General features: G+C 69.9%; 16 protein-coding genes and 1 pseudogene. 13 read left to right on the top strand and 4 right to left on the bottom strand.

Annotated elements, in window-relative coordinates; translation table 11 throughout:
• Both ACTB72_RS13210 and ACTB72_RS13205 read left to right on the top strand, forming a co-directional pair.
• Positions 1-214, top strand: a pseudogene (locus tag ACTB72_RS13210) (hypothetical protein); the annotation flags it as partial.
• Positions 215-505: 291 nt separating this feature from the next.
• Positions 506-1,141, top strand: coding sequence for a GntR family transcriptional regulator (locus ACTB72_RS13205; protein WP_463037464.1), 636 nt, complete (start codon positions 506-508; stop codon positions 1,139-1,141).
• A 152-nt stretch (positions 1,142-1,293) separates the two neighbouring features.
• Here the strand turns inward: ACTB72_RS13205 and ACTB72_RS13200 are convergent, their stop codons facing one another.
• Together ACTB72_RS13200 and ACTB72_RS13195 are read right to left on the bottom strand one after the other, a co-directional pair.
• Positions 1,294-1,668, bottom strand: coding sequence for a hypothetical protein (locus tag ACTB72_RS13200; protein ID WP_463037463.1), 375 nt, complete (start codon positions 1,666-1,668; stop codon positions 1,294-1,296).
• Between the two features lie 114 nt (positions 1,669-1,782).
• On the bottom strand, positions 1,783-3,519 hold the full coding sequence (locus tag ACTB72_RS13195; protein WP_463037462.1) for an NAD(P)H-dependent oxidoreductase subunit E: 1,737 nt from the start codon (positions 3,517-3,519) through the stop codon (positions 1,783-1,785).
• A 227-nt stretch (positions 3,520-3,746) separates the two neighbouring features.
• Between ACTB72_RS13195 and ACTB72_RS13190 the strand changes: the two genes are divergently transcribed.
• On the top strand, positions 3,747-4,277 hold the full coding sequence (locus ACTB72_RS13190) for a hypothetical protein (protein WP_463037461.1): 531 nt from the start codon (positions 3,747-3,749) through the stop codon (positions 4,275-4,277).
• Positions 4,278-4,347: 70 nt separating this feature from the next.
• On the opposite strand, the gene ACTB72_RS13185 is transcribed toward ACTB72_RS13190, so the two are convergent.
• Positions 4,348-6,600 carry a methyl-accepting chemotaxis protein gene (locus tag ACTB72_RS13185; protein WP_463037460.1) on the bottom strand — a complete coding sequence of 751 codons (2,253 nt, stop codon included), beginning with the start codon at positions 6,598-6,600 and terminating at the stop codon, positions 4,348-4,350.
• 203 nt (positions 6,601-6,803) lie between these two features.
• On the opposite strand from ACTB72_RS13185, the gene dnaN reads away from it, so the two are divergent.
• The 5 genes from dnaN (at position 6,804) to ACTB72_RS13160 (ending at position 14,236) form a co-directional block, all read left to right on the top strand.
• Positions 6,804-7,919, top strand: coding sequence for a DNA polymerase III subunit beta (gene dnaN / locus ACTB72_RS13180; protein WP_463037459.1), 1,116 nt, complete (start codon positions 6,804-6,806; stop codon positions 7,917-7,919).
• A gap of 78 nt (positions 7,920-7,997) precedes the next feature.
• A complete protein-coding gene (gene recF, locus ACTB72_RS13175; RefSeq protein ID WP_463037458.1) occupies positions 7,998-9,143 on the top strand; it encodes a DNA replication/repair protein RecF in 1,146 nt (381 codons plus the stop codon).
• A gap of 55 nt (positions 9,144-9,198) precedes the next feature.
• Positions 9,199-9,951: an HpcH/HpaI aldolase family protein gene (locus tag ACTB72_RS13170; protein WP_463037457.1), complete on the top strand. Its 753-nt coding sequence runs from the start codon at positions 9,199-9,201 to the stop codon at positions 9,949-9,951.
• A 215-nt stretch (positions 9,952-10,166) separates the two neighbouring features.
• The gene (gene gyrB / locus ACTB72_RS13165) at positions 10,167-12,584 is read left to right on the top strand and encodes a DNA topoisomerase (ATP-hydrolyzing) subunit B (protein ID WP_463037456.1); all 2,418 of its coding nucleotides are present in this window, start codon (positions 10,167-10,169) and stop codon (positions 12,582-12,584) included.
• Between the two features lie 140 nt (positions 12,585-12,724).
• Positions 12,725-14,236, top strand: a complete 1,512-nt coding sequence (locus ACTB72_RS13160) for a carboxypeptidase M32 (protein ID WP_463037455.1) — start codon at positions 12,725-12,727, stop codon at positions 14,234-14,236.
• On the opposite strand, the gene ACTB72_RS13155 is transcribed toward ACTB72_RS13160, so the two are convergent.
• Complete coding sequence (locus tag ACTB72_RS13155; RefSeq protein ID WP_463037454.1) at positions 14,224-15,162, bottom strand: DMT family transporter; 939 nt, start codon at positions 15,160-15,162, stop codon at positions 14,224-14,226. The two genes, ACTB72_RS13160 and ACTB72_RS13155, sit on opposite strands and share 13 nt — an antisense overlap.
• 328 nt (positions 15,163-15,490) lie before the next feature.
• Here ACTB72_RS13155 and sucC point away from each other — a divergent pair, with 328 nt between their 5' ends.
• The 5 genes from sucC to ACTB72_RS13130 all read left to right on the top strand — a co-directional run.
• Positions 15,491-16,684: an ADP-forming succinate--CoA ligase subunit beta gene (sucC, locus tag ACTB72_RS13150; protein ID WP_463037453.1), complete on the top strand. Its 1,194-nt coding sequence runs from the start codon at positions 15,491-15,493 to the stop codon at positions 16,682-16,684.
• 50 nt (positions 16,685-16,734) lie between these two features.
• Positions 16,735-17,583, top strand: coding sequence for a class I SAM-dependent methyltransferase (locus tag ACTB72_RS13145; protein WP_463037452.1), 849 nt, complete (start codon positions 16,735-16,737; stop codon positions 17,581-17,583).
• A 12-nt stretch (positions 17,584-17,595) separates the two neighbouring features.
• Positions 17,596-18,480, top strand: coding sequence for a succinate--CoA ligase subunit alpha (gene sucD, locus ACTB72_RS13140; protein WP_463037451.1), 885 nt, complete (start codon positions 17,596-17,598; stop codon positions 18,478-18,480).
• A gap of 55 nt (positions 18,481-18,535) precedes the next feature.
• Positions 18,536-19,093, top strand: coding sequence for a DUF805 domain-containing protein (locus ACTB72_RS13135; protein WP_463037450.1), 558 nt, complete (start codon positions 18,536-18,538; stop codon positions 19,091-19,093).
• 73 nt (positions 19,094-19,166) lie between these two features.
• Positions 19,167-21,391 (top strand): 2-oxoglutarate dehydrogenase E1 component (locus ACTB72_RS13130; protein ID WP_463037449.1); only part of this gene is annotated, 2,225 nt, incomplete at its 3' end.

The raw sequence follows: 21,391 nt of genomic DNA, 5'->3' as shown, positions 1-21,391 counted from the left end.
GCTCAACCGCGTGCCGCCGCGCGGCGGCGCGATGGAGGACACGTTGCGGATGCTCGCCGAGACCGGGGCCGACATCGCCCCCACCGCGCTCGGCAACCGCGTGGCCTATTCCACCGCCTTCCTGCAGGGGCGTTCCGCCGCCGAGATCTCCCCCCGCTCGCGCGCGGCGAAGGAGGCGGAGGCGCTGGCGGACGACCTGATGTCCCGCCTCTGACCATGCCGATCCTGAGCTGATGCGCGATCACCCCGCCCACTCTCCCGCGCCCGCGGCTTCGCGCCCCAGGACCAAGGCGGGCTTGCCCTGCCCGGACTCGTCGCCGTCGCGGTCAACGCGCCGTCGCGCGCGGTGATGGACCGGATCGGCATGGTCCGCGAGGTCGCCGCGGATTTCGACCTGCCCGACGTCCCCGAAGGCCATCCCCATCGCCCCGCGGCGCTTCGTCGACTGCGCGCTTGCGACTTCGCCCCGGGCGGCTAATCTCCGCCCTCCCCAACGGAGGTCCCCATGTCCCGCGACGGCGCGACCGACGCCTACAGCCTGATCCTCGACGCCATCGACCGTGGCCGCTATCCGCCCGGCGCCCGTCTGGTGGAGACCGAGCTCGCCGAGCGCTTCGGCGTCAGCCGCACCCCGATCCGAGAGGCGCTGGGGCGGCTGGAGACGCAGGGCGTGGTCCAGCATGACGGGCGGCGCGGACTGGTCGTGGCCTCGCTCGACCATAACCAGCTGGGCGAACTCTATGAGGTGCGCGCGGTGGTCGAGGGGTTGGCGGCCCGCCTCGCCGCCCGCCACGCAGCGCCGGAGGAGAAGGCGCTGCTGCGCCGTCTGGTCGAGGACAGCCGCCGCCTGACCGCGGAACCGGAGGGGCTGCGCGACAACAACCGCCGTTTTCACCGGCAGGTGCATCTCGCCTCGCATAACCGCTATCTCAATACGATGCTGGACGGGATCCGCCGTTCGATGGCGCTGCTGACCATGACCTCGCTCTCGGACCCCACCCGCGGGGCCGAGACGGTGGACGAGCACGACGCCATCGTGCGGGCGATCGAAGGACGGGACGAGGACGCCGCCGACGCCGCCGCCCAGCGCCATATCTCGCGGGCCTACGAAAAGCGCCTGAGCGTGGAGGCCGAGCGCTAGACCGAGGTCGCGACCGGCGTCGCGCCTGAACGTGACGGGCCCGGCGCGCTTCCGCTTTCGAGGGTGACGCAAGCCGCCGCCTTGGCGCCCAAGCCCGGTTTCGAAGCCCTCCGCCGTCCTGATGGCGATCGCGCGACGACGCCTGGGCCGGTCTAGCCGACGACCTGAACCAATGCGTTCGACCCGCTCTCGGGCCGTGCGCGGCGGCGGAATTGCGCGAGCAGTTCGCGATGCTGCGCCTCGCCCTCCCGCGCCAGCTTCACCTCCATCTGCGCGTTGGTCGTCAGGCGGAGATGCGGCAGGATCTCCTCCATGTCGTTCAGCGCCGCGCAGAACCCGGCTTCGTCGCGGAACATGAAGGCAACGACGGCGAAGGCGTCCGGCAGGTCGCTCGGCGACATCTCCGCCGCCAGCAGTCCATATTTCGTGTGGCGTTCGATGATCAGGGGCAGATGCTGGTCGCGGAAGAAGTCGAAATCGAACCACGCCCCTTCGGCTTTCAGAAAACGCGACCGCACGAAAAACATAGGCCCCCCATCATCTCCACCGCTTCGGTAGATCGCTTTCCACACCGGATCATAGCAGAATCGCTGTTGGGAAAAAATCGTTTTCGGTGGGATGCTGATTGTCTCTGCTTAAAATCAATCGTTAACGACGGCTCCGATCTCCTCCGAAAAATGCTTCATCACCAGCCGGATCGGGTTCGGCGCCGCCTGACCTAGTCCGCAGATCGAGGCGTCCTCCATCACCTGGCACAGATCCTCCAGCAGCGCCTGGTCCCAGGACGGCGCCTGCATCAGGCTCACCGCCTTGGCGCAGCCGACTCGGCATGGCGTGCACTGCCCGCAGCTCTCGTCCGCGAAGAAGCGCAGCATGTTGAGCGCGGCGCCCCTGGCGCTGTCCTGGTCCGACAGCACCACCACCGCCGCCGAGCCGATGAAGCTGCCGCGTTCCTGCAGGCAGTCGAAATCCAGCGGCACATCGTCGTCGGACGCCGGCAGCAGGCCCGAGGACGGCCCCCCGGGCTGGTATGCCTTGAAGACATGCCCGTCCTGCATCCCCCCCGCCGCCTCGATCAGGTCGCGGATCGTAGAGCCCGCCGGCAGGCAATGCACGCCCGGGTTCTTCACGCGGCCGGAAACGGAGAAGTTGCGCAAGCCTTTGCGCCCGTTGCGTTCCACGGCGTTCAGCACCTCCGGCCCTTCGCGGCAGATGCGGGCGACCCATTTCAGGGTCTCGATGTTGTGGACCAGGGTGGGGCGGCCGTGGAGGCCCGATTGCGCGACGAAAGGCGGGCGGTGACGGGGGAGGCCGCGCTTGCCCTCGATCGATTCCAGCATCGCGGATTCCTCGCCGCAGATATACGCGCCCGCGCCGCGGCGCAGGTCGATATGGCCGGGGGGGACGAGTCCGGCTGCTTCCAGCGCCGCGATCTCGCGGGTCAGGATCTCGCGCGCCGCGGGGTATTCGTCGCGCAGGTAGATCACGCAGGTCTCGGCCTCGACCACGTGGCCCGCGATCAGCATGCCCTCCAGCACCAGATGCGGGCGGGTTTCGAGGAACAGGCGATCCTTGAACGTCCCCGGCTCGCCCTCGTCGCCATTGACCGCGAGCATCCGGGGCCCGGGCTCGGCCCTCACGAATCCCCATTTGCGCGCGGCTGGAAAACCGGCGCCGCCGAGCCCGCGCAGGCCGGCCTCCGCCACCGCCTGCTGGATCTGGTCCCGGCCGCGCGCGCCGGCGCGCAGAGCCTCCAGCTGGGCGTAGCCGCCGTCGGCGAGATAGGCCGCGAGCGGCTCGTAGTCCGGGATCAGCGGATGGGTCTCCCCGGAATGCGCCGCGGCGAGGACCGAGGCGGGGGTGGCGAAATCGACATGGCGATGGCCGACCTCGGCGGTGGGAGCGAGGTCGCAGCGGCCCATGCAGGGCGCCTCGAGAATGCGGATGCGCGCCGGGTCGGTCCCCGCGATCAGCGCCGCGCGCAGCCGGTCGGCCCCGGCCATGGCGCAGGTGAGCGACCCGCAGACCCGCACGGTCAGCGCGGGGGGCGGGGTCTCATCCTCCTTCACCGGGTCGAAATGGGCGTAGAAGGTGGCGACCTCCCAGACCTCGGCCTGGGCGAGGCCCAGATCCTCGGCCAGCGCCCGCAGATGGGCGGCGGAGAGGTGGCCATGGGCGTCCTGAATGCGGTGCAGATATTCGATCAGCCGGTCGCGGCGGTGGGGGCCGGGGCCGAGCAGGGCGCGGATCCCGGCCAGCGCCGCGTCCTCGACCTGACGGCCGCGCGGCTGGCGGCGGCCCTTGCCGCGGCCGGATTTCCAGACGCCGGCGCCCTGCGGAGCCTGCCGCGCGCCGCCCTTGCCGTCCCGCTCCGCCATGTCGCGTCTCCCGTCGCCCGCCTGCCGGTTCGCCCCGGTCTGCGCCGGGATGCGGTTGCACTCTAGCCGCTGGGCCGGCCGGGGACAGGCGCAAAGCGACTCCGCCCGGCCTGGGACGGACAGGCGCGAGATCGTGAAGCGGCGTGCAGGGGCGCGGCTGCGGTCTTGCGCATGCCGGCGACGCAACTAACCTGCACCCCCATCGCAGTCGCCAAGAGGCCCTTGTCATGCCGCTCCCCCTCCCGCGCTCCGCAGGCGCGCCCTGCCCGGCGGTCGACGCCCGGTGCGGACCCGCGCGCAGGCCTGCGCGCAGCGTCGCCTCGGCGCTGGTGCTGGCGGCGCTGGTCGGGGGCTTGTCCTGGACGCCGGTCGGGGCTGCGGGCGCGAACCCGGCCGGCCTGGCCGAGACGCTGGACGCCGAAGGGCGCGACGTGCCCCTGCAGGAATGGACGGCGATGACCCATGGCCGCACCGTCTGGTACCGGATCGACGGCGAGCTCTGGGGACGGGAGAGCTATCGGCAGGACGGCAAGGTCACGTTCCAGTTCCCCGACGGCGCGTGCCTGGATGCGGACTGGACCTACGAGGCGCCGTGGTACTGCTTCGATTTCGGTCAGGCGCTGGGGGGAACGCCGCACTGTTTCCGGCATATCCGGCTGGACGACCGGCTCTATGCGCTGGGTCGCTCCGGCGCGCCGCAGGCCATCGACCGGATCGACGACGCGCCCGTCGCCTGCGGGCTGAACCCGTCCAGCTGACCCCGCCCAAAGCGCCGCGCACGCCCGAAGCGCCCCCCTCACGCCCCTCGGGACCCGGCCTGCGCCGTCGTCAGGCCGCCCGCGCCCGTTTTCCGGACCCGGCGGCGCCGACGAAGTCGTCCACACGTTCCTGAAGACCGCGCGCCGTGCGGGTCATCTCGCCCGTCCGCCGCGCCGCGTCCTGGGCCATCTGCGAGTTCTGCTGAGTGGACTGGTCGAGGCTCGCCACCGCCGACGCGATCTCGTCGATCCCCGCCGACTGCTCCATGCTCGCCGAAGAGATGTCGTCGATGGTCGTCTCCAGCTGGCCCACGGCCGACACGATCTCCTCCAGCGACTCGCCCGCCCGCTTGGCGGCGGACACGCCTTCGGACACCTGGCGGCCGCTGTCCTCGATCAGCCGCTTGATGTCCGACGCCGCATCGGCCGAACGCTGCGCGAGCTGCCGCACCTCCGCCGCCACCACCGCGAAGCCCTTGCCGGCCTCCCCGGCGCGCGCCGCCTCCACCGCCGCGTTCAGCGCCAGCAGGTTGGTCTGGAAGGCGATGCCGTCGATCACCGAGGTGATGTCGGCGATGCGCGAAGAACTGGCCTCGATCCGTTCGATGATCTCGACGGTGTTGCTCACCACCTCGCGGCCCGACGCGGCGTTTCTCGAGGCCTGGCGCGACAGATTCGCGGCCTGCTTCGAATTCTCGGCATTTCGGCGCACGGTGGCGGAAAGCTCCTCCATCGTCGCGGCGGTCTCCTCCAGCGAGGCGGCCTGGCTTTCGGCCCGCTGGCTCAGGTGATCGGCGTCGGAGGACATCGCGGCGGCGACGGAGACGATGTCGGCCGAGCCGTCGCGGATTTCGCCGACCAGCGTGCGCAGGCGGCTGACGGTCCCGTCGACGTCGCGCTTGAGTTCGGCGAACGCGCCCTTGAACTCGCCGCGCATGGAGGTGTCGAGATCGCCGGTCGCCACGTCGCCCATCGCCTTGCGCGCCGCGTCGAGCCCGGTCTGCACCGAGCCGAGCAGCCGGTTCACGCCATCGGCCAGCGCCGCGAGCTCGGCATCGTCGAACCGCGCCTCCACCCGCCGGGCGAAATCGCCGGCCACGGCCGAGTCGACCACCACGCCGACATTGTCCTGCAGCTCCTTCATCATCCCCGCGCGGCGGCGCGCGGCCTCGGCCTCCGCTTCCTTGCGCTGGGCCTCGTTGCGCGCCAGCGCCAGCTGGTTGTCGCGGAACACGGCCAGCGCGCGCGCCATCTTGCCGATCTCGTGCGCATGCTCGGCGCCACGGATCTCGAGCGACGCATCGCCGCCGGCGAGGCGCTGCATGTCCTGCGTGGTCGCCTGCACCGCGGCGGAGATCGATCCGCTGATCAGCAGCGCCAACGCCACGGCCACCGCCGCGCCGGTCGCGCCGACGACGAGCATCACCGTGGAGGATCTGGCGACATCCGACGCGACCTCTTCGAGGATCCGCTCGTTGCTTTCGGCGATGGCGTCCTTCATGTCGGCCAGCATGTCCACGAGCTGCGGACCGATCGCCGCCATCTCGACCTCGAACACCACCCGGCTCGTCTCGACGGCGCGGTCCAGCGGCTCGACGAACGCGGTCAGCTTGCTGAGCGCCGCCAGCGCGGTCACCGCGAGATCCTGCAAGCCCGAACGCGTCGCCTCTTCGTAAGCGCGCGTGGCATCCTCCTGCATGTCGTCCAGCTCGGTCGACCATGCGTCACGATCCGCGGCGGCGCCGGTGCCGACGAAGGCGATGAGCAGACTTTTGGACTTCCACACCTCCTCGATGGCGCGGCCGGCCTGGGCGGCGGCGAGGTTCTCGCCCCGCTCCAGCGCCACGTCGCGCAGGTCGTCGAAGGCGTCGCGGGCGGCCTGGGTGGCCGCCATCACCTCTTCGAGCAGCGCGTCGCGGGCGACGTTCGCGCGCACCAGCTTCGTGAAGGTCTCGAAATAACGATCCGATGCCTGGCCCAGAGTCTCGACCTTGCCCCGAAGCTCCGGCTGGTCGTCGCGCGCGAGCCGCTCCTGAATGCGGGCGACGTGATCGGCGATCCGCTGATGCTGCGCGTTCATCGCCTCCACCGCCGCCGCGTCGGGATCGGCCCGGTAACTGAAGTTCAGCAGGCGCATGGCGTTGACCTCGACAGCCAGCTCGTCGGCGTCGGCCTTCACCGAACCGGATTCGCGCACGTCGGTGAAGTCGCCGCCGATTTTCTGGCTGGACGTATAGCCGAAGGCGGCGAGCCCTAGGATCACGATCAACGCGCCGGCGAAGCCGCCGACGATGCGCTGGAATATGCTGAAGCGGGCGAGCATGGACGGGTCTCCTGAAGGGGGCCGGGATCGAACCGGAGCGGACGCTAGCCCTCCCGGGTTGCCGAATCATGAAGTCGACCGCGGATCGCGGGCCGATGCAGACGCGCCGACCGTTGCGCCCGCCGCATGAGCCGCTAGTGTAAGCGCCCGAACAATCCGCGCCGCCGGTCGCAGGCGGCGCGCTCCGACCCGGGTGGGGGACCATGAAGATAAGCGTCGAACGGGCGGCCCTGCTCAAGGCCATGAGCCGCGCTCAGGGCGTCGTGGAGCGCCGGACGACGATTCCGATCCTGTCCAACGTGCTGCTGGAGGCCTCGGGCGACACCTTGTCGATCCGCGCCACGGATCTCGACGTCGAAGTGCTGGAGACCATCCCCGCGATGGTCGAGCAGGCCGGGGCGACCACCGCCCCCGCCCACATGCTGCACGACATCGTGCGCAAACTGCCCGAGGGGGCGCAGGCGCGCCTGACCGACGACGGCTCGGGCCGGCTGGAGGTGCGGGCCGGGCGGTCCGATTTCCGGCTCGCAACCCTGCCGAAGGACGACTTCCCGGTGATGGCGACGGCGGACTACGCCTGCCATTTCCAGTCGAAGGCGGGCGTGCTGCGCCGGCTGTTCGACAAGGCGAAATTCGCGATCTCCACCGAGGAGACGCGCTATTATCTCAACGGCGTCTACATGCACCTCGCCGACGGGGCCGAGGGCCGCGTCCTGCGCTGCGTCGCCACCGACGGCCACCGGCTGGCGCGCGTCGACGCGCCCGCGCCGCACGGGTCCGAGGGGATGCCCGGCGTCATCGTGCCGCGCAAGACGGTGGGCGAGCTCGGCAAGCTCCTGTCGGACGACGAGGCGGTGATCGAGGTCGGCGTGTCGGAGACGAAAGTCCGCTTCGCCACCAATGGCATCGCGCTGGTCTCCAAGGTCATCGACGGCTCGTTCCCCGACTACACGCGGGTGATCCCGCAGGGCAATCCGCGCCGGATGGAGGTGGACGCCGCCGAGTTCGCCCATGCCGTCGACCGCGTGGCGACGGTCAGTTCGGAGCGGTCGCGCGCGGTGAAGCTGACGCTGTCCGAAGACCGGCTGATCCTGTCGGTCAACGCCCCCGACAGCGGCGCCGCGACCGAGGAGCTGGCGGTGGCCTATGCCGACGAAGCGCTCGAGATCGGCTTCAACGCCAAGTACCTGCTGGAGATCGCCGGCCAGGTGGACCGCGAGAACGCGGTGTTCCTGTTCAACGGCTCCGGCGACCCGACGCTGGTGCGCGAAGGCGATGACGAAAGCGCCGTCTACGTCGTCATGCCGATGCGGGTCTGACGCGGCGATCCGCGCGTCCCTTCGCCTCCTCCTCCCCCGCCTGAGGGGGGGGGGCGGGGCGCGCCTCCCCGCCTTGCCATGACCGCGGTCCTGACCCTCGCCGTCTCGCATTTCCGTTCGCACCGGCTGGCGCGGCTGGAGACCGGCGGTCGTTCGGTGGCGCTGCACGGGCCGAACGGCGCCGGCAAGACCAATCTGCTCGAAGCGCTCTCCCTGCTCTCCCCTGGCCGCGGCCTGCGCCGGGCGGAGGCGGACGCGCTGCCGCGCCTGCCTGAATCGCTCGGCTGGCGGGTCTCCGCCCGCATCGAGGGGCCCGAAGGGCTGCGCGAAGCGGAAACCGGCGCCGACGCAGCCGGCCAGCCCCGCGCGGTGCGGATCGATTCGAAAACCGTCCCCCAGGCCCGGCTCGCCGGCCTTCTGCGCATTGTCTGGCTGACGCCAGCCATGGACCGGCTCTGGGCCGAGGGGGCGGCCGAGCGGCGGCGCTTCCTCGACCGCGCCGCGATGGGCTTCGAGCCCGAACATGCCGACCGCGCCCTCGCCTACGAAAAGGCGATGCGGGAGCGGAACCGCCTGTTGCGCGACGACATCCGCGACCCCCGCTGGTTCGACGCGCTGGAGGCGCGGATGGCCGCCGAGGGCGCCGCCATCGCCCGCGCCCGCGCCCAGACCCTCGCCGCCCTGGCCCAGGCGCAGGACGCGGCCGAAACCGCGTTTCCAACCGCGGATCTCTCGCTGGAAGGCGACCCCGACGCGGCGGTCGCCCAGGCCCTCGCCGCCGGGACCCCGCCGGCGCAGGCCGAAGCCGACGCCGAGACCCGCCTGCGCGAGGCGTTTTTCGTCGGCCGCCCCCGCGATTCCGCCGCGGGCCGCACCCTGACCGGCCCGCATCGCACCGACCTCGCCGCGGTCTACGCCGCCAAGGGCGCGCCGGCGCGGCTGTGTTCGACCGGCGAGCAGAAGGCGCTGCTGATCTCGCTGACGCTCGCCACCGCCCGCGCGCTGACGGCGACCACCGGGACCCCGCCGCTGCTGCTGCTGGACGAAGTCGCGGCCCATCTCGACGAGACCCGCCGCGCCGCGCTCTACGCCGAAATCCGCGCGCTTGGCGCGCAGGCCTGGATGACCGGGACCGAACCGCACCTCTTCGACGCGCTGGGAGACGAGGCGATGCAGGTCGCGGTGACCGAGGGGCCGGACGGATCCGCCCTGCGCGAAGGCTGATCGACGCGGGCGCGCGCGCGGATAGGATGCCGCGAAGGCAACCCGGGAGCGCGCGATGAACTTCAAGGAAAAGCTGGCCGATCCGGAGCGGAGGCTCTCGATCCAGTTCGCCACCATCCCCTCGGCGGTCGTGACCCAGGCCATCGCCGCGGCGGGGGCCGACGGCGTGCTGATCGACATGGAGCATGGAGCCGTCGACTGGGGGACCTGCCACGCGATGATCGCCGCCACCCAAGGCTTCGATTGCTCCCCCGCGGTCAGAATCTCGAAGATCGACGAGGCGGAGGCGAAGAAGGCGCTCGACCTCGGGGCCGAGGGAATCTGCTTTCCCTTCGTGAACACCGCGCAGGACGCCGCGCGCTGCGTCGCGGCCCTCCGCTATCCGCCCGAAGGGTCTCGCGGCTGGGGCCCGTTCCTCGCCCATTCGCGCTGGGACGCGGGGCTTTTCGACTACCAACCGCGCTTCGGCGACCGACCCTACGGCTATTTCACCCTGGAAACGCGCGAGGCGGTGGCGAATGTCGAGGCGATCCTCGCCGTCCCCGGCGTCGACATCGCGGTGATGGCGGCCTTCGACCTCAGCTCGGATCTCGGGATTTCCGGCCAGTTCGACCATCCGGAATTCCTCGCCGCCGCCGCGAAGATCGAAACGGCCGCCCGCGCCGCCGGGGTGCCGCTCGCCGGCGGTGCGGCCAACGAGGCGCAGATCGTGGCGATGAAAGCCCGCGGCTATCGGATTTTCGCCAGCTTCGACGTGCTGATGCTCAAGGGTGCGGCCGGCGCCCATCTGGGTTGGGTTCGCGGGTGATCTGACCGGGCCGGCTTCAGGGCGCGCTCGCAGGGAACGTCGTCGCCTGCGCCATCTCGGCCGCTCGCCCTCGGGCTCCGGCTCCCGCTATGGCCCCTGCCCCGCGCCCGCGCCCCCGATCGGCGCCAATACTAAAGAACGCGCGCGCGGGCGCGCGTGGACACCGCCGTCCGCGGCGGATATGTTGCCCCCTCATATCCGGGGATACGATACGCATGACCGACGAGGCCCAGCCGCAGCCGAACGCCGAATATGGCGCCGACTCCATCAAGGTGCTCAAGGGGCTCGACGCGGTGCGCAAGCGCCCGGGCATGTATATCGGCGACACCGACGACGGGTCGGGTCTGCACCACATGATCTACGAGGCCGTCGACAACGCCATCGACGAGGCGCTGGCCGGCCATGCCGACCGGGTCGAGGTGACGCTGCATGCCGACGGCTCGGTCTCGGTCATCGACAACGGCCGCGGCATCCCCACCGACATCCACCAGGGCGAAGGCATCTCGGCGGCCGAGGTCATCATGACCCAGCTGCATGCCGGCGGGAAGTTCGACCAGAACTCCTACAAGGTCTCCGGCGGCCTGCACGGCGTCGGCGTCTCGGTGGTCAACGCCCTGTCGGATTGGCTGGAGCTGCGGATCTGGCGCAACGGCAAGGCCCATTACGCCAGGTTCGAACATGGCGCGACCGTCGAGCCCCTGCGCGAGACCGGCCCCTCCGAAGGCAAGCGCGGCACCGAAGTGCGGTTCCTCGCCAGCCTCGACACCTTCTCCAACCGCGAATTCCACTGGAAGACGCTGGAGCATCGCCTGCGCGAGCTCGCCTTCCTCAATTCCGGCGTCCGCATCCACCTGACCGACGAGCGCACCGCCGAGCGTCGGTCGGAGGAGATGATCTACGAAGGCGGCATCGAGGCCTTCGTGCGCTATCTCGACCGTTCCAAGTCCCCGCTGATCCCCAAGCCGATCGTGGTGTTGGGCGAACGGGACGGCATCATCGTCGAAGCCGCGATGTGGTGGAACGACGGCTACCACGAAACCGTGCTGCCCTTCACCAACAACATCCCCCAGCGCGACGGCGGCGCCCATCTGGCGGGCTTCCGCGGCGCGCTGACCCGGACCATCAACAATTACGTGGCCTCTTCGGGCCTCGCCAAGCGCGAGAAGGTGTCGCTCACCGGCGACGACGCGCGCGAAGGCCTGACCTGCGTGCTGTCGGTGAAGGTGCCGGACCCCAAATTCTCGTCCCAGACCAAGGACAAGCTGGTCTCGTCCGAAGTGCGCCCCGCGGTCGAGAACCTGATGAACGAGAAGCTCGCCGAGTGGTTCGAGGAGAACCCCAAGGACGCGCAGGCCGTGGTCGGCAAGATCGTCGAGGCCGCGCAGGCCCGCGAGGCCGCCCGCAAGGCGCGTGAGCTGACCCGGCGCAAGACCGCGATGGACGTGGCCTCCCTGCCCGGCAAGCTCGCCGACTGCCAGGAGAAGGACCCCGCCAAGTCCGAACTGTTCCTGGTGGAGGGCGACTCGGCCGGCGGTTCCGCCAAGCAGGGCCGTCACCGCGGCAACCAGGCGGTGCTGCCGCTGCGCGGCAAGATCCTGAACGTGGAGCGGGCGCGCTTCGACCGGATGCTCGGCTCCGACCAGGTCGGCACGCTGATCACCGCGCTCGGCACCGGGATCGGGCGCGACGAGTTCAACCTCGACAAGCTGCGCTACCACAAGATCATCGTGATGACCGACGCCGATGTCGACGGCGCCCATATCCGCACGCTGCTGCTGACGTTCTTCTACCGGCAGATGCCGTCGCTGATCGAACAGGGCCACCTCTACATCGCGCAGCCGCCGCTCTATAAGGTCGCGCGCGGCAAGTCCGAGGTCTATCTCAAGGACCAGCGCGAGCTGGAGAACTTCCTGATCCGCGAAGGCTCCGACGGCGCCACGCTGGAGACGGGGGACGACATCCGCGTCGGGGCCGACCTCGCCGTGGTGATCGAGGAGGCCCGCGCCGCCCGCGCCGCGCTCAACGCGTTTCCAACCCATTATCCCCGCTTCATCCTGGAGCAGGCCGCCATCTCCGGCGCCTTCGCGACCGGGGCGATGGACAGGCCGCAGGCGGCCGCCAACGCCGTCGCCGCCCGGCTCGACGTCGTGGCGCCTCAGACCGAACGCGGCTGGGTCGGCACGCCCACCGGCGATGGCGGCATCCACCTGACCCGGACCCTGCGCGGCGTGGCCGAGGTGCGGATCATCGACGCCGCCGCCATGCGCTCGTCCGAGGCGCGGCGGCTCTCGGTGCTCGTGCCCTCGTTGAATGCGGTCTACGACCGGCCGGTGGTGCTGCGCCGCAAGGACAAGCCGATGCCGGTCCGCGGCCCGCTGGAGCTGCTGGACCTGGTGATGGCCGAGGGCGAGCGCGGCCTTTCCCTGCAGCGCTACAAGGGTCTGGGCGAGATGAACCCCGAGCAGCTTTGGGAGACGACGCTCGACCCCGACGCGCGGACCCTGCTGCAAGTGCGCATCGACCATGTGGACGAGGCCGACGAGATCTTCTCCAAGCTGATGGGCGACGTCGTCGAACCGCGCCGCCAGTTCATCCAGGACAACGCGCTCAACGTCGAGAATCTCGACGTCTGAGCCATGCGCGGCGGGACCGCGAAGGGGCCGTTGACCTGCGCGGACCCGCCGGAGATGCTGCGGGCCTTGATTGAAATGTCCGCCGCGCCCGCACGACGGGTGATTTGCCCTGCGCGCCGCCAACCGACCAGGACCTGCCGATGACTCCCCGGGACGCCTACGCCGCTTTGCGCGACCATATCGCGAGGATCTCGGCGCTGGAGGACGCGTCCGCGATCCTCGGCTGGGATCAGGAGGCGATGATGCCGCCCCGCGGCGGCGCCCAGCGGGCCGAAAGCCGCGGCGCGCTCGCCGCCGTGACCCAGGATCTGCGCGCCGATCCGCGGATTGCGGACTGGATCGCCGACGCCGAGGCCGGGACGGGGGCCGGGACCGCCGAAGACTGGCCTGACGACATCCGCGCCGACCTGCGCGACGCCGCCCGGGCCCATGCCCGCGCCACCCGCCTGCCCGCCGGTCTGGCCGAAGCCATCGCGCGCGAAACCGCCGCCGCGCATCAGCTCTGGGCCGAGGCCCGCGCCGCCCGCGACTTCCCCCGCTTCGTCCCCGCCCTCACCCGCGTGCTCGCCCTGCGCCGCGAAGAGGCCGCCGCCCTCGCCAGGGACGGCCAGACTCCATACGATGCGCTGCTCGAGGACTACGAGCCCGGCGCCCGGGTCGCCGACTTCACCCCCGTCTTCGCCCGCCTGCGCGCCGGGCTGACCGAGGTGCTTGACCGGATCCGGGGGTCGTCCGCCCGCCCTCCGAAACTGTCGGGCGCCTTCCCCGAAGCCGGCCAGATGGCGCTGGCCCGCGAGCTTGCCGGGGACTGCGGCTACGACTGGTCGGCAGGGCGGCTCGACCGGGCGGTGCATCCGTTCTCGTCGGGCTCCGGCGCCGATGTGCGGATCACCACGCGGGTCGACCCGGGCGATCCGACCGAGTGCATCTTCGCCACCCTGCACGAAACCGGCCACGCGCTTTACGAACAGGGGATCGCCCCGGCGCTGCGCGGGCGGCCGGCCGGGCAATGGGCCTCGATGGGGGTCCACGAAAGCCAGTCGCGGTTCTGGGAAAACCATATCGGGCGCTCCGAGGCCTTCGCGCCCTGGCTGCTGCACCGCATGAAGATCGCCTTCGGGGAGATCGGGGTGAAGACGCCCGCGGCGCTCCACGCCGCGGTCAACCGGGTCGACCCCGGCTTCATCCGCACCGCGGCGGACGAGGCGCAATACGACCTGCATATCCTGATGCGCTTCGACCTCGAACGCGCGCTGCTGTCGGGCGATCTCGTCCCCGCCGACCTCGACGTCGCCTGGGCCGACCGGTTCGAAGCCGATTTCGGCCGCCGCCCCCGCCATGCCGCCGAGGGCTGCCTGCAGGACGTGCACTGGTCCGAAGGCCTGATCGGCTATTTCCCGACCTACACCCTGGGCAATCTCAACGCCGCCGCGCTCGCCGTCGCCATGCGTCGCGACCTGCCGGATCTGGATGCGGCGCTTTCGGAGGGCGACCTTTCCGCGCCGCTGAGCTGGCTGCGCGAGCATGTGCACCGCCACGGGCGGGTGATGGAGGCGCCGGGGCTGATGGCCCGGGCCTGCGGCGGTCCGGTGGACGAGCGACCGCTGCTCGCCCATCTCAACGCCAAGTTCGGCGCGATCTACGGATTCTGAACCCGCGCCGGACGCCGCGCCAGCTGCACCATGAGAATCCCGACGGTGACGATGCCGACGCCCAGCAGGTCGCGCGGGCCCAGCCGCTCGCCCAGCAGGGCCGCGGCCACCGCGACGCCGAGGCAGGGGTTGAGGAAATGGAACGCCGCGGCGTTGGTCGGCCCGATCCTTCGCACCAGATTGAACCAGATCAGCGTGCCGATCACCCCCGGCCCGACCGCCGTATAGGCGAAGGCGGTCAGCATCGGGACCGACCAGGTCACCTCCCACGGGCTCTCGAAGACGGCCGAGACCGGGCCCAGAGTCGCCGCGCCGACCAGCATCTGCAGCCCGACGATCATCAGCACGTTGCCCCCCGGCGACACCCCGCGCACCACCAGCGTCGCCACCGCCAGCGCCAGCGACCCCGCGAGGCAGAGCGCCACGCCGACCATATCCGCCCCGCCGTCGATCCGCGCGCCCATGATCAACGCCACCCCGGCGAACCCCATCAGCAATCCGATCCCCCCGATCCGCCCCGGCCGGTCGCCCAGAAAGGCCCAGGCCCCCGCGGCCACGAACAGCGGCAGCATCGAGGCGATGATCGCGGCGAACCCGCCCTCGATCCGGGTCATGGCGAGGAAGAACAGGCCGAGATAGAGGCTGTTCTGGCAAAGCCCGAAGACGACGACGAGGCCCCATTGCTTGCGGGTCAGTCTGGCGCTCTGTCCCATCGCTTTGGCGATGGCCATCGCGATCAGCCCCGAAATCGCGAAGCGCACCGACAGCGCCAGGAACGGCGGCGCGTCGGCCACGATGAATTTCGCCGAGGTGAAGGCCGACGACCACAACAGCGCGAAGACGAGGCCCATGGCCATCGCCGGCGCGTCGAGCCGTGCGAAAAGCCCGCCGGCTTGCGCCGGGGGAAGGGGGCGAGGGGGGGTCATGGGGTCCGCCTGTATCGTCCGCAGGTCGCCGGATCGGCCGAAACCGTCCTCCCAACGCCTGCGAATCGTTGATTAACGAGAGGAAAACAAAAATGGCCCTTCGCCATGTGCCGGCCGCATCATTGTGATCACAGCCAGAAATCGCGTGATCACAATCGCCGGTTTTTTGCCGGCTGGCATCATGCGACGATTGCGGCCAACGTAAGCGCGCGTCTACAAGTCGCGCAAGGCCGGATCGACGGCGCGCAGCCCGCGACGGGCGCGCGCGAGTGAGGCGGGACGCCTCTCGATCTCGCGCCGACCAGGACCGCGGAAGGGTGCGAGCGACATGAACATCCACGAGTACCAGGCCAAGCAGCTTCTCAAGGAATACGGCGCGCCGGTCGCCGACGGCCGCGCCGTGACGCGCGCCGAGGACGCCAAGACCGCCGCCGGCGAGCTCGACGGGCCGCTCTGGGTGGTGAAGGCCCAGATCCATGCCGGCGGACGCGGCAAGGGCTCCTTCAAGGAGGAGAGCGCCGGCCCCAAGGGCGGCGTGCGCCTGACGAAGTCGGTCGAAGAGGCCGCCGAAAACGCCGAGCTGATGCTCGGCCGCACGCTGGTGACCCACCAGACCGGCCCGGCCGGCAAGCAGGTCAACCGGATCTACATCGAGGACGGCGCCGACATCTCCACGGAGCTGTATCTGGCCCTTCTCGTCGACCGCGAGACCAGCCGCGTGTCCTTCATCGCCTCGACCGAGGGCGGGATGGACATCGAAGAGGTCGCGGCCCACACCCCCGAGAAGATCGTGACCTTCTCGGTCGACCCGGCATCGGGCATCCAGGCCTTCCACGGCCGCAAGGTCGCCTTCGCGCTGGGCCTCAGCGGCGTCGCCTTCAAGGAATGCGTGAAGCTGGTCGGCACGCTCTACAAGCTCTTCATCGAAAAAGACGTCTCGATGCTGGAGATCAACCCGCTGATCGTGATGACGGATGGCCACATCCGCTGCCTCGACTGCAAGATGAACTTCGATTCCAACTCGCTCTACCGTCAGCCGGCGGTCCTGTCGCTGCGCGACGAGACCGAGGAGGACCCGAAGGAGCTCGAGGCGTCCAAGTACGACCTCAACTACATCGCCCTCGACGGCGAGATCGGCTGCATGGTCAACGGCGCCGGGCTCGCGATGGCGACGATGGACATCATCAAGCTCTACGGCTCCCAGCCCGCCAACTTCCTCGACGTCGGCGGCGGCGCGACCAAGGAGAAGGTGACGGAGGCCTTCAAGATCATCACCTCCGACCCGCAGGTGAAGGGCATCCTGGTCAACATCTTCGGCGGCATCATGCGCTGCGACGTGATCGCCGAGGGCGTGATCGCCGCGGTGAACGCCGTCGGGTTGAAAGTGCCGCTGGTGGTGCGTCTCGAAGGCACCAATGTCGAGCTCGGCAAGAAGATCATCGAAGAGAGCGGTCTCAACGTGATCGCGGCCGACAATCTCGCCGACGCCGCCGCCAAGATCGTCAAGGCGGTCAAGGGCTGAACCGGACGCCGGGTCCCCCGGCGCTTCGCGACGTCCGCAGGGAGAGCTAGATGGCCTCGTCGGCCGCAGACAGGTCCGGATCCGGAGACCAGGCGAAGCCCGGCGCGCACGCGCCGCGGCCCTGCCCGCTCTGCGCCGCAGGCGACGCGGCGCCGATCGACCGGCTCGGCCGCGACGGATGGATCCTCGGGACCTGCGGGTCCTGCGGGATGGTCTATCTGACCAACCCGCCGGGCCATGCGGCGTTGTCCGAGGATTTCGCCTGGGAAAAGGGGCTCGAGGCGGAACGCGACCGCCGCCTGCGGGCCGCCCCGGCGCTCTACGGCATCGACTACGCGACCCGCTTCCGCACCGGCCTGTTCCAGCGCACCGACATGCGGAAGTATCTGGACTGGTTCGGCGGCGGCAAGATTCTGGACATCGGCTGCGCCCAAGGCGGGCGCATCCAGCCGCCCTTCACGCCCTACGGGATCGAGATCTCCAGGGCGCTGGCGGAACAGGCCGACGCCGACATGCGCGCCCGCGGCGGGCGTTGCCTGCACGGGCCGGGGGCCGAGGCCATCTGGGACTTCGAGCCGGAGCTCTTCGACGGGATCGTCATGCGCTCCTACCTCGAACACGAGGAGGAACCGCTGAAGGTCCTGCGCGGGGCGCATCGCGCCCTGAAGGCCGGCGGCAGGATCTACGTAAAGGTTCCGAATTACGGATCGGTCAACCGCAGGGTCGCCGATCGCAACTGGTGCGGCATCCGTTTGCCGGACCATGTGAACTACTTCACGCTCGCCTCCCTCAAGGCCATGGCGGCCGAGGCGGGCTTCGCCGTCGAACTGAAGAACCCCTGGAACCTCATGTTCGACGACAACATTCACGTCCTGCTGTCCAAGCGGGATGAAAGCTGAGGGAGTACGTCAGTGGCCGTCCTCGTCAATGAGAACACGAAGGTGATCTGTCAGGGCATCACCGGCTCGCAGGGCACCTTCCATTCGGAGCAGGCGATCGCCTACGGGACCAAGATGGTCGGCGGCGTGACGCCGGGCAAAGGCGGGTCCACCCATATCGGTCTGCCGGTGTTCGACACGGTGATCGAGGCCAAGGAGCGGTCGGGCGCCAACGCCACCGCGATCTACGTGCCGCCGCCCTTCGCCGCCGACGCGATCCTCGAGGCGATCGACGCCGGGATGGAGCTGATCGTGTGCATCACCGAGGGCATTCCCGTGCTCGACATGATGAAGGTGAAGCGCGCGCTGCAGGGCTCGTCCTCGATCCTGATCGGGCCGAACTGCCCGGGCGTGATCACGCCGGACGCCTGCAAGATCGGCATCATGCCGGGTCATATCCACAAGCGCGGCTCGGTCGGCGTCGTCTCGCGCTCGGGCACGCTCACCTACGAGGCGGTGCTGCAGACCACGGTGGCGGGCCTCGGCCAGTCGACCTGCATCGGGATCGGCGGCGACCCGATCAAGGGCACCGAGCATATCGATGCGCTGGAATGGCTGCTGGGCGATCCGGAGACCGAGTCGATCATCATGATCGGCGAGATCGGCGGCTCGGCCGAGGAAGAGGCCGCCCAGTTCATCGCCGATGAGGTGAAGGCCGGCCGCGGCAAGCCCATCGCCGGCTTCATCGCCGGGCGCACCGCCCCTCCGGGCCGTCGCATGGGCCATGCGGGCGCCATCGTCTCCGGCGGCAAGGGCGCCGCGGAAGACAAGATCGAGGCCATGAAAATGGCCGGCTTCACCGTAGCCGACAGCCCGGCGGGCCTGGGCGAAGCCGTTCTGAAAGCCATGGGGCGCTGAGCCCGCCCGGCGCCGCCCGGTCCCGGGCGGCGCGACTGACAACGGGAGCGAACCCATGGGTCTCGCCGGGGCCGTCCGGGCCTGCCTGAGCAAGTACGTGACCTTCTCCGGCCGCGCCGCGCGGTCGGAGTTCTGGTATTTCGCGCTGTTCATCATCCTGGGCTCGGTCGTCGCGTCCGCGCTCGACATCATGCTGTTCGGCGCGGTGGAGACGACGACGCTTTCCACCGGATCCGCTCAGGCGACCGCGACGACCGCGACGGGGCCCTCGGCGATCAGCACGGTATTCTCGCTCGCCATGATCGCGCCGTTCTTCGCCGCCACGTGGCGGCGGCTGCACGACACCGGCCGGTCGGGTCTGATGTGCCTGCTGCCCCACGCCGTGTTCCTCGCCGGCAGCCTGCTGACGATGATCGCGGCGGGCGGGGTCGGCATGGCCGCGCGGCTCGACGCCTCCGGCGCGCTGAACGCGGCGATGGCGGGCGGCGCGGGGCTGCTGATCTTCGGCATCATGATCGCGCCGGTGATCGCCTATATCGTCCTTACCGTCTGGCTCGCCTCGCGCGGCGAGCCCGGCGCCAACCGCTTCGGCCACCCGCCCCACGGGGCGTGAGCCGCACATGCAGGGGGCGGATGACCGCCCCCGCGCAATCGCAAGGGAGGGCGCCCTGCGCGCCTGCAACGCCATGACGGATCAGAGCCCCAACAAGGCCTTCCACAACTCGTCCTTCCTGCAGGGCCAGAACGCGGCCTACGTGGAGCAGCTCCACGCGCGCTACGCCAAGGACCCCGCCTCGGTGGACGAGAGCTGGCGCACCTATTTCGCCTCGCTCGGCGACGATCTCGGCGCCGTGGAGGCCGAGGCCGCCGGCCCCTCCTGGCTGCGCGCCGACTGGCCGCCGCAGGACCGGTCCGAACTGACCGGCGCCATGACCGGCGAGTGGGAGGCCGACGCCTCCCCCAAGGCGCTGGGCGACAAGATCAAGGCCAAGGCGACCGAGACCGGGGCCAAGGTTTCCGACGCGCAGGTCCGCAAGGCGGTGCTGGATTCGGTCCGCGCCATCATGCTGATCCGCGCCTACCGCATCCGCGGCCATCTCGCCGCCGACCTCGACCCGCTCAAGATCACCGCGCAGACCCCGCATCCGGAGCTCGACCCGCGGTCCTACGGCTTCGCCGAAGCCGACATGGACCGGCCGATCTTCCTCGACCAGGTGCTGGGGCTCGACACCGCCTCGATGCGCGAGATCGTGGCGCTGGTCTCGCGCACCTATTGCGGCACCTTCGCGCTGCAATACATGCACATCTCCAACGCCGAGGAGGCGGGCTGGCTGAAGGAGCGGATCGAAGGCTACGGCAAGGAGATCGCCTTCACCAAGATCGGCCGCCGCGCCATCCTGTCGAAGCTGGTCGAGGCCGAGGGCTTCGAAAAGTTCCTCCAGGTCAAATACATGGGGACCAAGCGCTTCGGGCTCGACGGCGGCGAGGCGCTGATCCCGGCGATGGAGCAGATCATCAAGCGCGGCGGCGCGCTCGGCGTGAAGGACATCGTGGTGGGCATGCCCCATCGCGGCCGTCTCAACGTGCTCGCCTGCGTGATGGGCAAGCCGTACAAGGCGATCTTCAACGAGTTCCACGGCGGATCGTCCACCCCGGACGAGGTCCAGGGCTCGGGCGACGTGAAATACCATCTCGGCGCCTCGTCGGACCGCGAGTTCGACAACAACAAGGTGCACCTGTCGCTGACCGCCAACCCCTCGCATCTCGAGGCGGTGAACCCGGTGGTGCTCGGCAAGGTGCGCGCCAAGCAGTTCCAGTTGCACGATGAGAACCGCACCTCGGTGCTGCCGATCCTGCTGCACGGCGACGCGGCCTTCGCGGGCCAGGGCGTGGTGGCGGAATGCTTCGGCCTGTCGGGTCTGAAGGGCCACCGCACCGGCGGCACCATCCATCTGGTGGTGAACAACCAGATCGGCTTCACCACGGCCCCGCACAACTCGCGCTCGTCCCCCTACCCCACCGACATCGCGCTGATGGTCGAGGCGCCGATCTTCCACGTCAACGGCGACGACCCGGAGGCGGTGGTCCACGCCGCCCGCGTCGCCATCGAATACCGTCAGAAGTTCCACAAGGACGTGGTGCTGGACATCTTCTGCTACCGCCGCTTCGGTCACAACGAAGGCGACGAGCCGATGTTCACCCAGCCGCTGATGTACAACACCATCAAGCGGCACAAGACCACGCTGCAGATCTACACCGAGCGTCTGGTGGCCGACGGGCTGATCCCCGAAGGCGAGATCGAGGACGAGAAGGCCCGTTTCCAGGCGTTCCTGAACGAGGAGTTCGAGGCCGCCAAGGAATTCCGCCCCAACAAGGCGGACTGGCTGGACGGCAAGTGGTCGGGCATGGGCGCCGGCGAAGGCGAATACCAGCGCGGCGCCACCTCGGTGCCGATCGAGCGGCTGCGCGAAGTGGGCGAGGCGCTGTCGTCGATCCCCGAGAACGTGAAGCCGCACCGCACCGTCGCCCGCATCTTCGAAGGCCGGCGCGAGATGATCGACACCGGCCAGGGCATCGACTGGGCCACGGCCGAGGCGATGGCCTTCGGCACCTTGCTGACCGAGGGCTATCCGGTGCGCCTCGCGGGTCAGGATTCGACCCGCGGCACCTTCTCCCAGCGCCATTCGGCGGTGATCGACCAGGAGAGCGAGGAGCGTTACTTCCCGCTCAACAACATCAAGCCGGGCCAGGCGCAGTATGAGGTCGTCGACTCCATGCTCTCCGAATACGCGGTGCTCGGCTACGAGTACGGCTATTCGCTGGCCGAGCCCAACACCCTGACCATCTGGGAGGCGCAGTTCGGCGACTTCGCCAACGGCGCCCAGATCATGATCGACCAGTTCGTGTCGTC

It is taken from the genome of Albimonas sp., from assembly GCF_055129145.1.
Note: the sequence above shows the minus strand (reverse complement) of the source record. Positions and strands in the feature narration are given on the sequence as shown.

Excerpts from the sequence above, each read along its gene's own strand:
- ACTB72_RS13145 (WP_463037452.1), top strand. The coding sequence starts at position 16,735 with ATGGCCTCGTCGGCCGCAGACAGGTCCGGATCCGGAGACCAGGCGAAG.
- dnaN (WP_463037459.1), top strand. The coding sequence starts at position 6,804 with ATGAAGATAAGCGTCGAACGGGCGGCCCTGCTCAAGGCCATGAGCCGC.
- ACTB72_RS13135 (WP_463037450.1), top strand. The coding sequence starts at position 18,536 with ATGGGTCTCGCCGGGGCCGTCCGGGCCTGCCTGAGCAAGTACGTGACC.
- ACTB72_RS13205 (WP_463037464.1), top strand. The coding sequence starts at position 506 with ATGTCCCGCGACGGCGCGACCGACGCCTACAGCCTGATCCTCGACGCC.
- ACTB72_RS13190 (WP_463037461.1), top strand. The coding sequence starts at position 3,747 with ATGCCGCTCCCCCTCCCGCGCTCCGCAGGCGCGCCCTGCCCGGCGGTC.
- ACTB72_RS13185 (WP_463037460.1), bottom strand. The coding sequence starts at position 6,600 with ATGCTCGCCCGCTTCAGCATATTCCAGCGCATCGTCGGCGGCTTCGCC.
- sucC (WP_463037453.1), top strand. The coding sequence starts at position 15,491 with ATGAACATCCACGAGTACCAGGCCAAGCAGCTTCTCAAGGAATACGGC.
- ACTB72_RS13200 (WP_463037463.1), bottom strand. The coding sequence starts at position 1,668 with ATGTTTTTCGTGCGGTCGCGTTTTCTGAAAGCCGAAGGGGCGTGGTTC.
- ACTB72_RS13195 (WP_463037462.1), bottom strand. The coding sequence starts at position 3,519 with ATGGCGGAGCGGGACGGCAAGGGCGGCGCGCGGCAGGCTCCGCAGGGC.
- ACTB72_RS13155 (WP_463037454.1), bottom strand. The coding sequence starts at position 15,162 with ATGACCCCCCCTCGCCCCCTTCCCCCGGCGCAAGCCGGCGGGCTTTTC.
- ACTB72_RS13170 (WP_463037457.1), top strand. The coding sequence starts at position 9,199 with ATGAACTTCAAGGAAAAGCTGGCCGATCCGGAGCGGAGGCTCTCGATC.
- ACTB72_RS13160 (WP_463037455.1), top strand. The coding sequence starts at position 12,725 with ATGACTCCCCGGGACGCCTACGCCGCTTTGCGCGACCATATCGCGAGG.
- gyrB (WP_463037456.1), top strand. The coding sequence starts at position 10,167 with ATGACCGACGAGGCCCAGCCGCAGCCGAACGCCGAATATGGCGCCGAC.
- recF (WP_463037458.1), top strand. The coding sequence starts at position 7,998 with ATGACCGCGGTCCTGACCCTCGCCGTCTCGCATTTCCGTTCGCACCGG.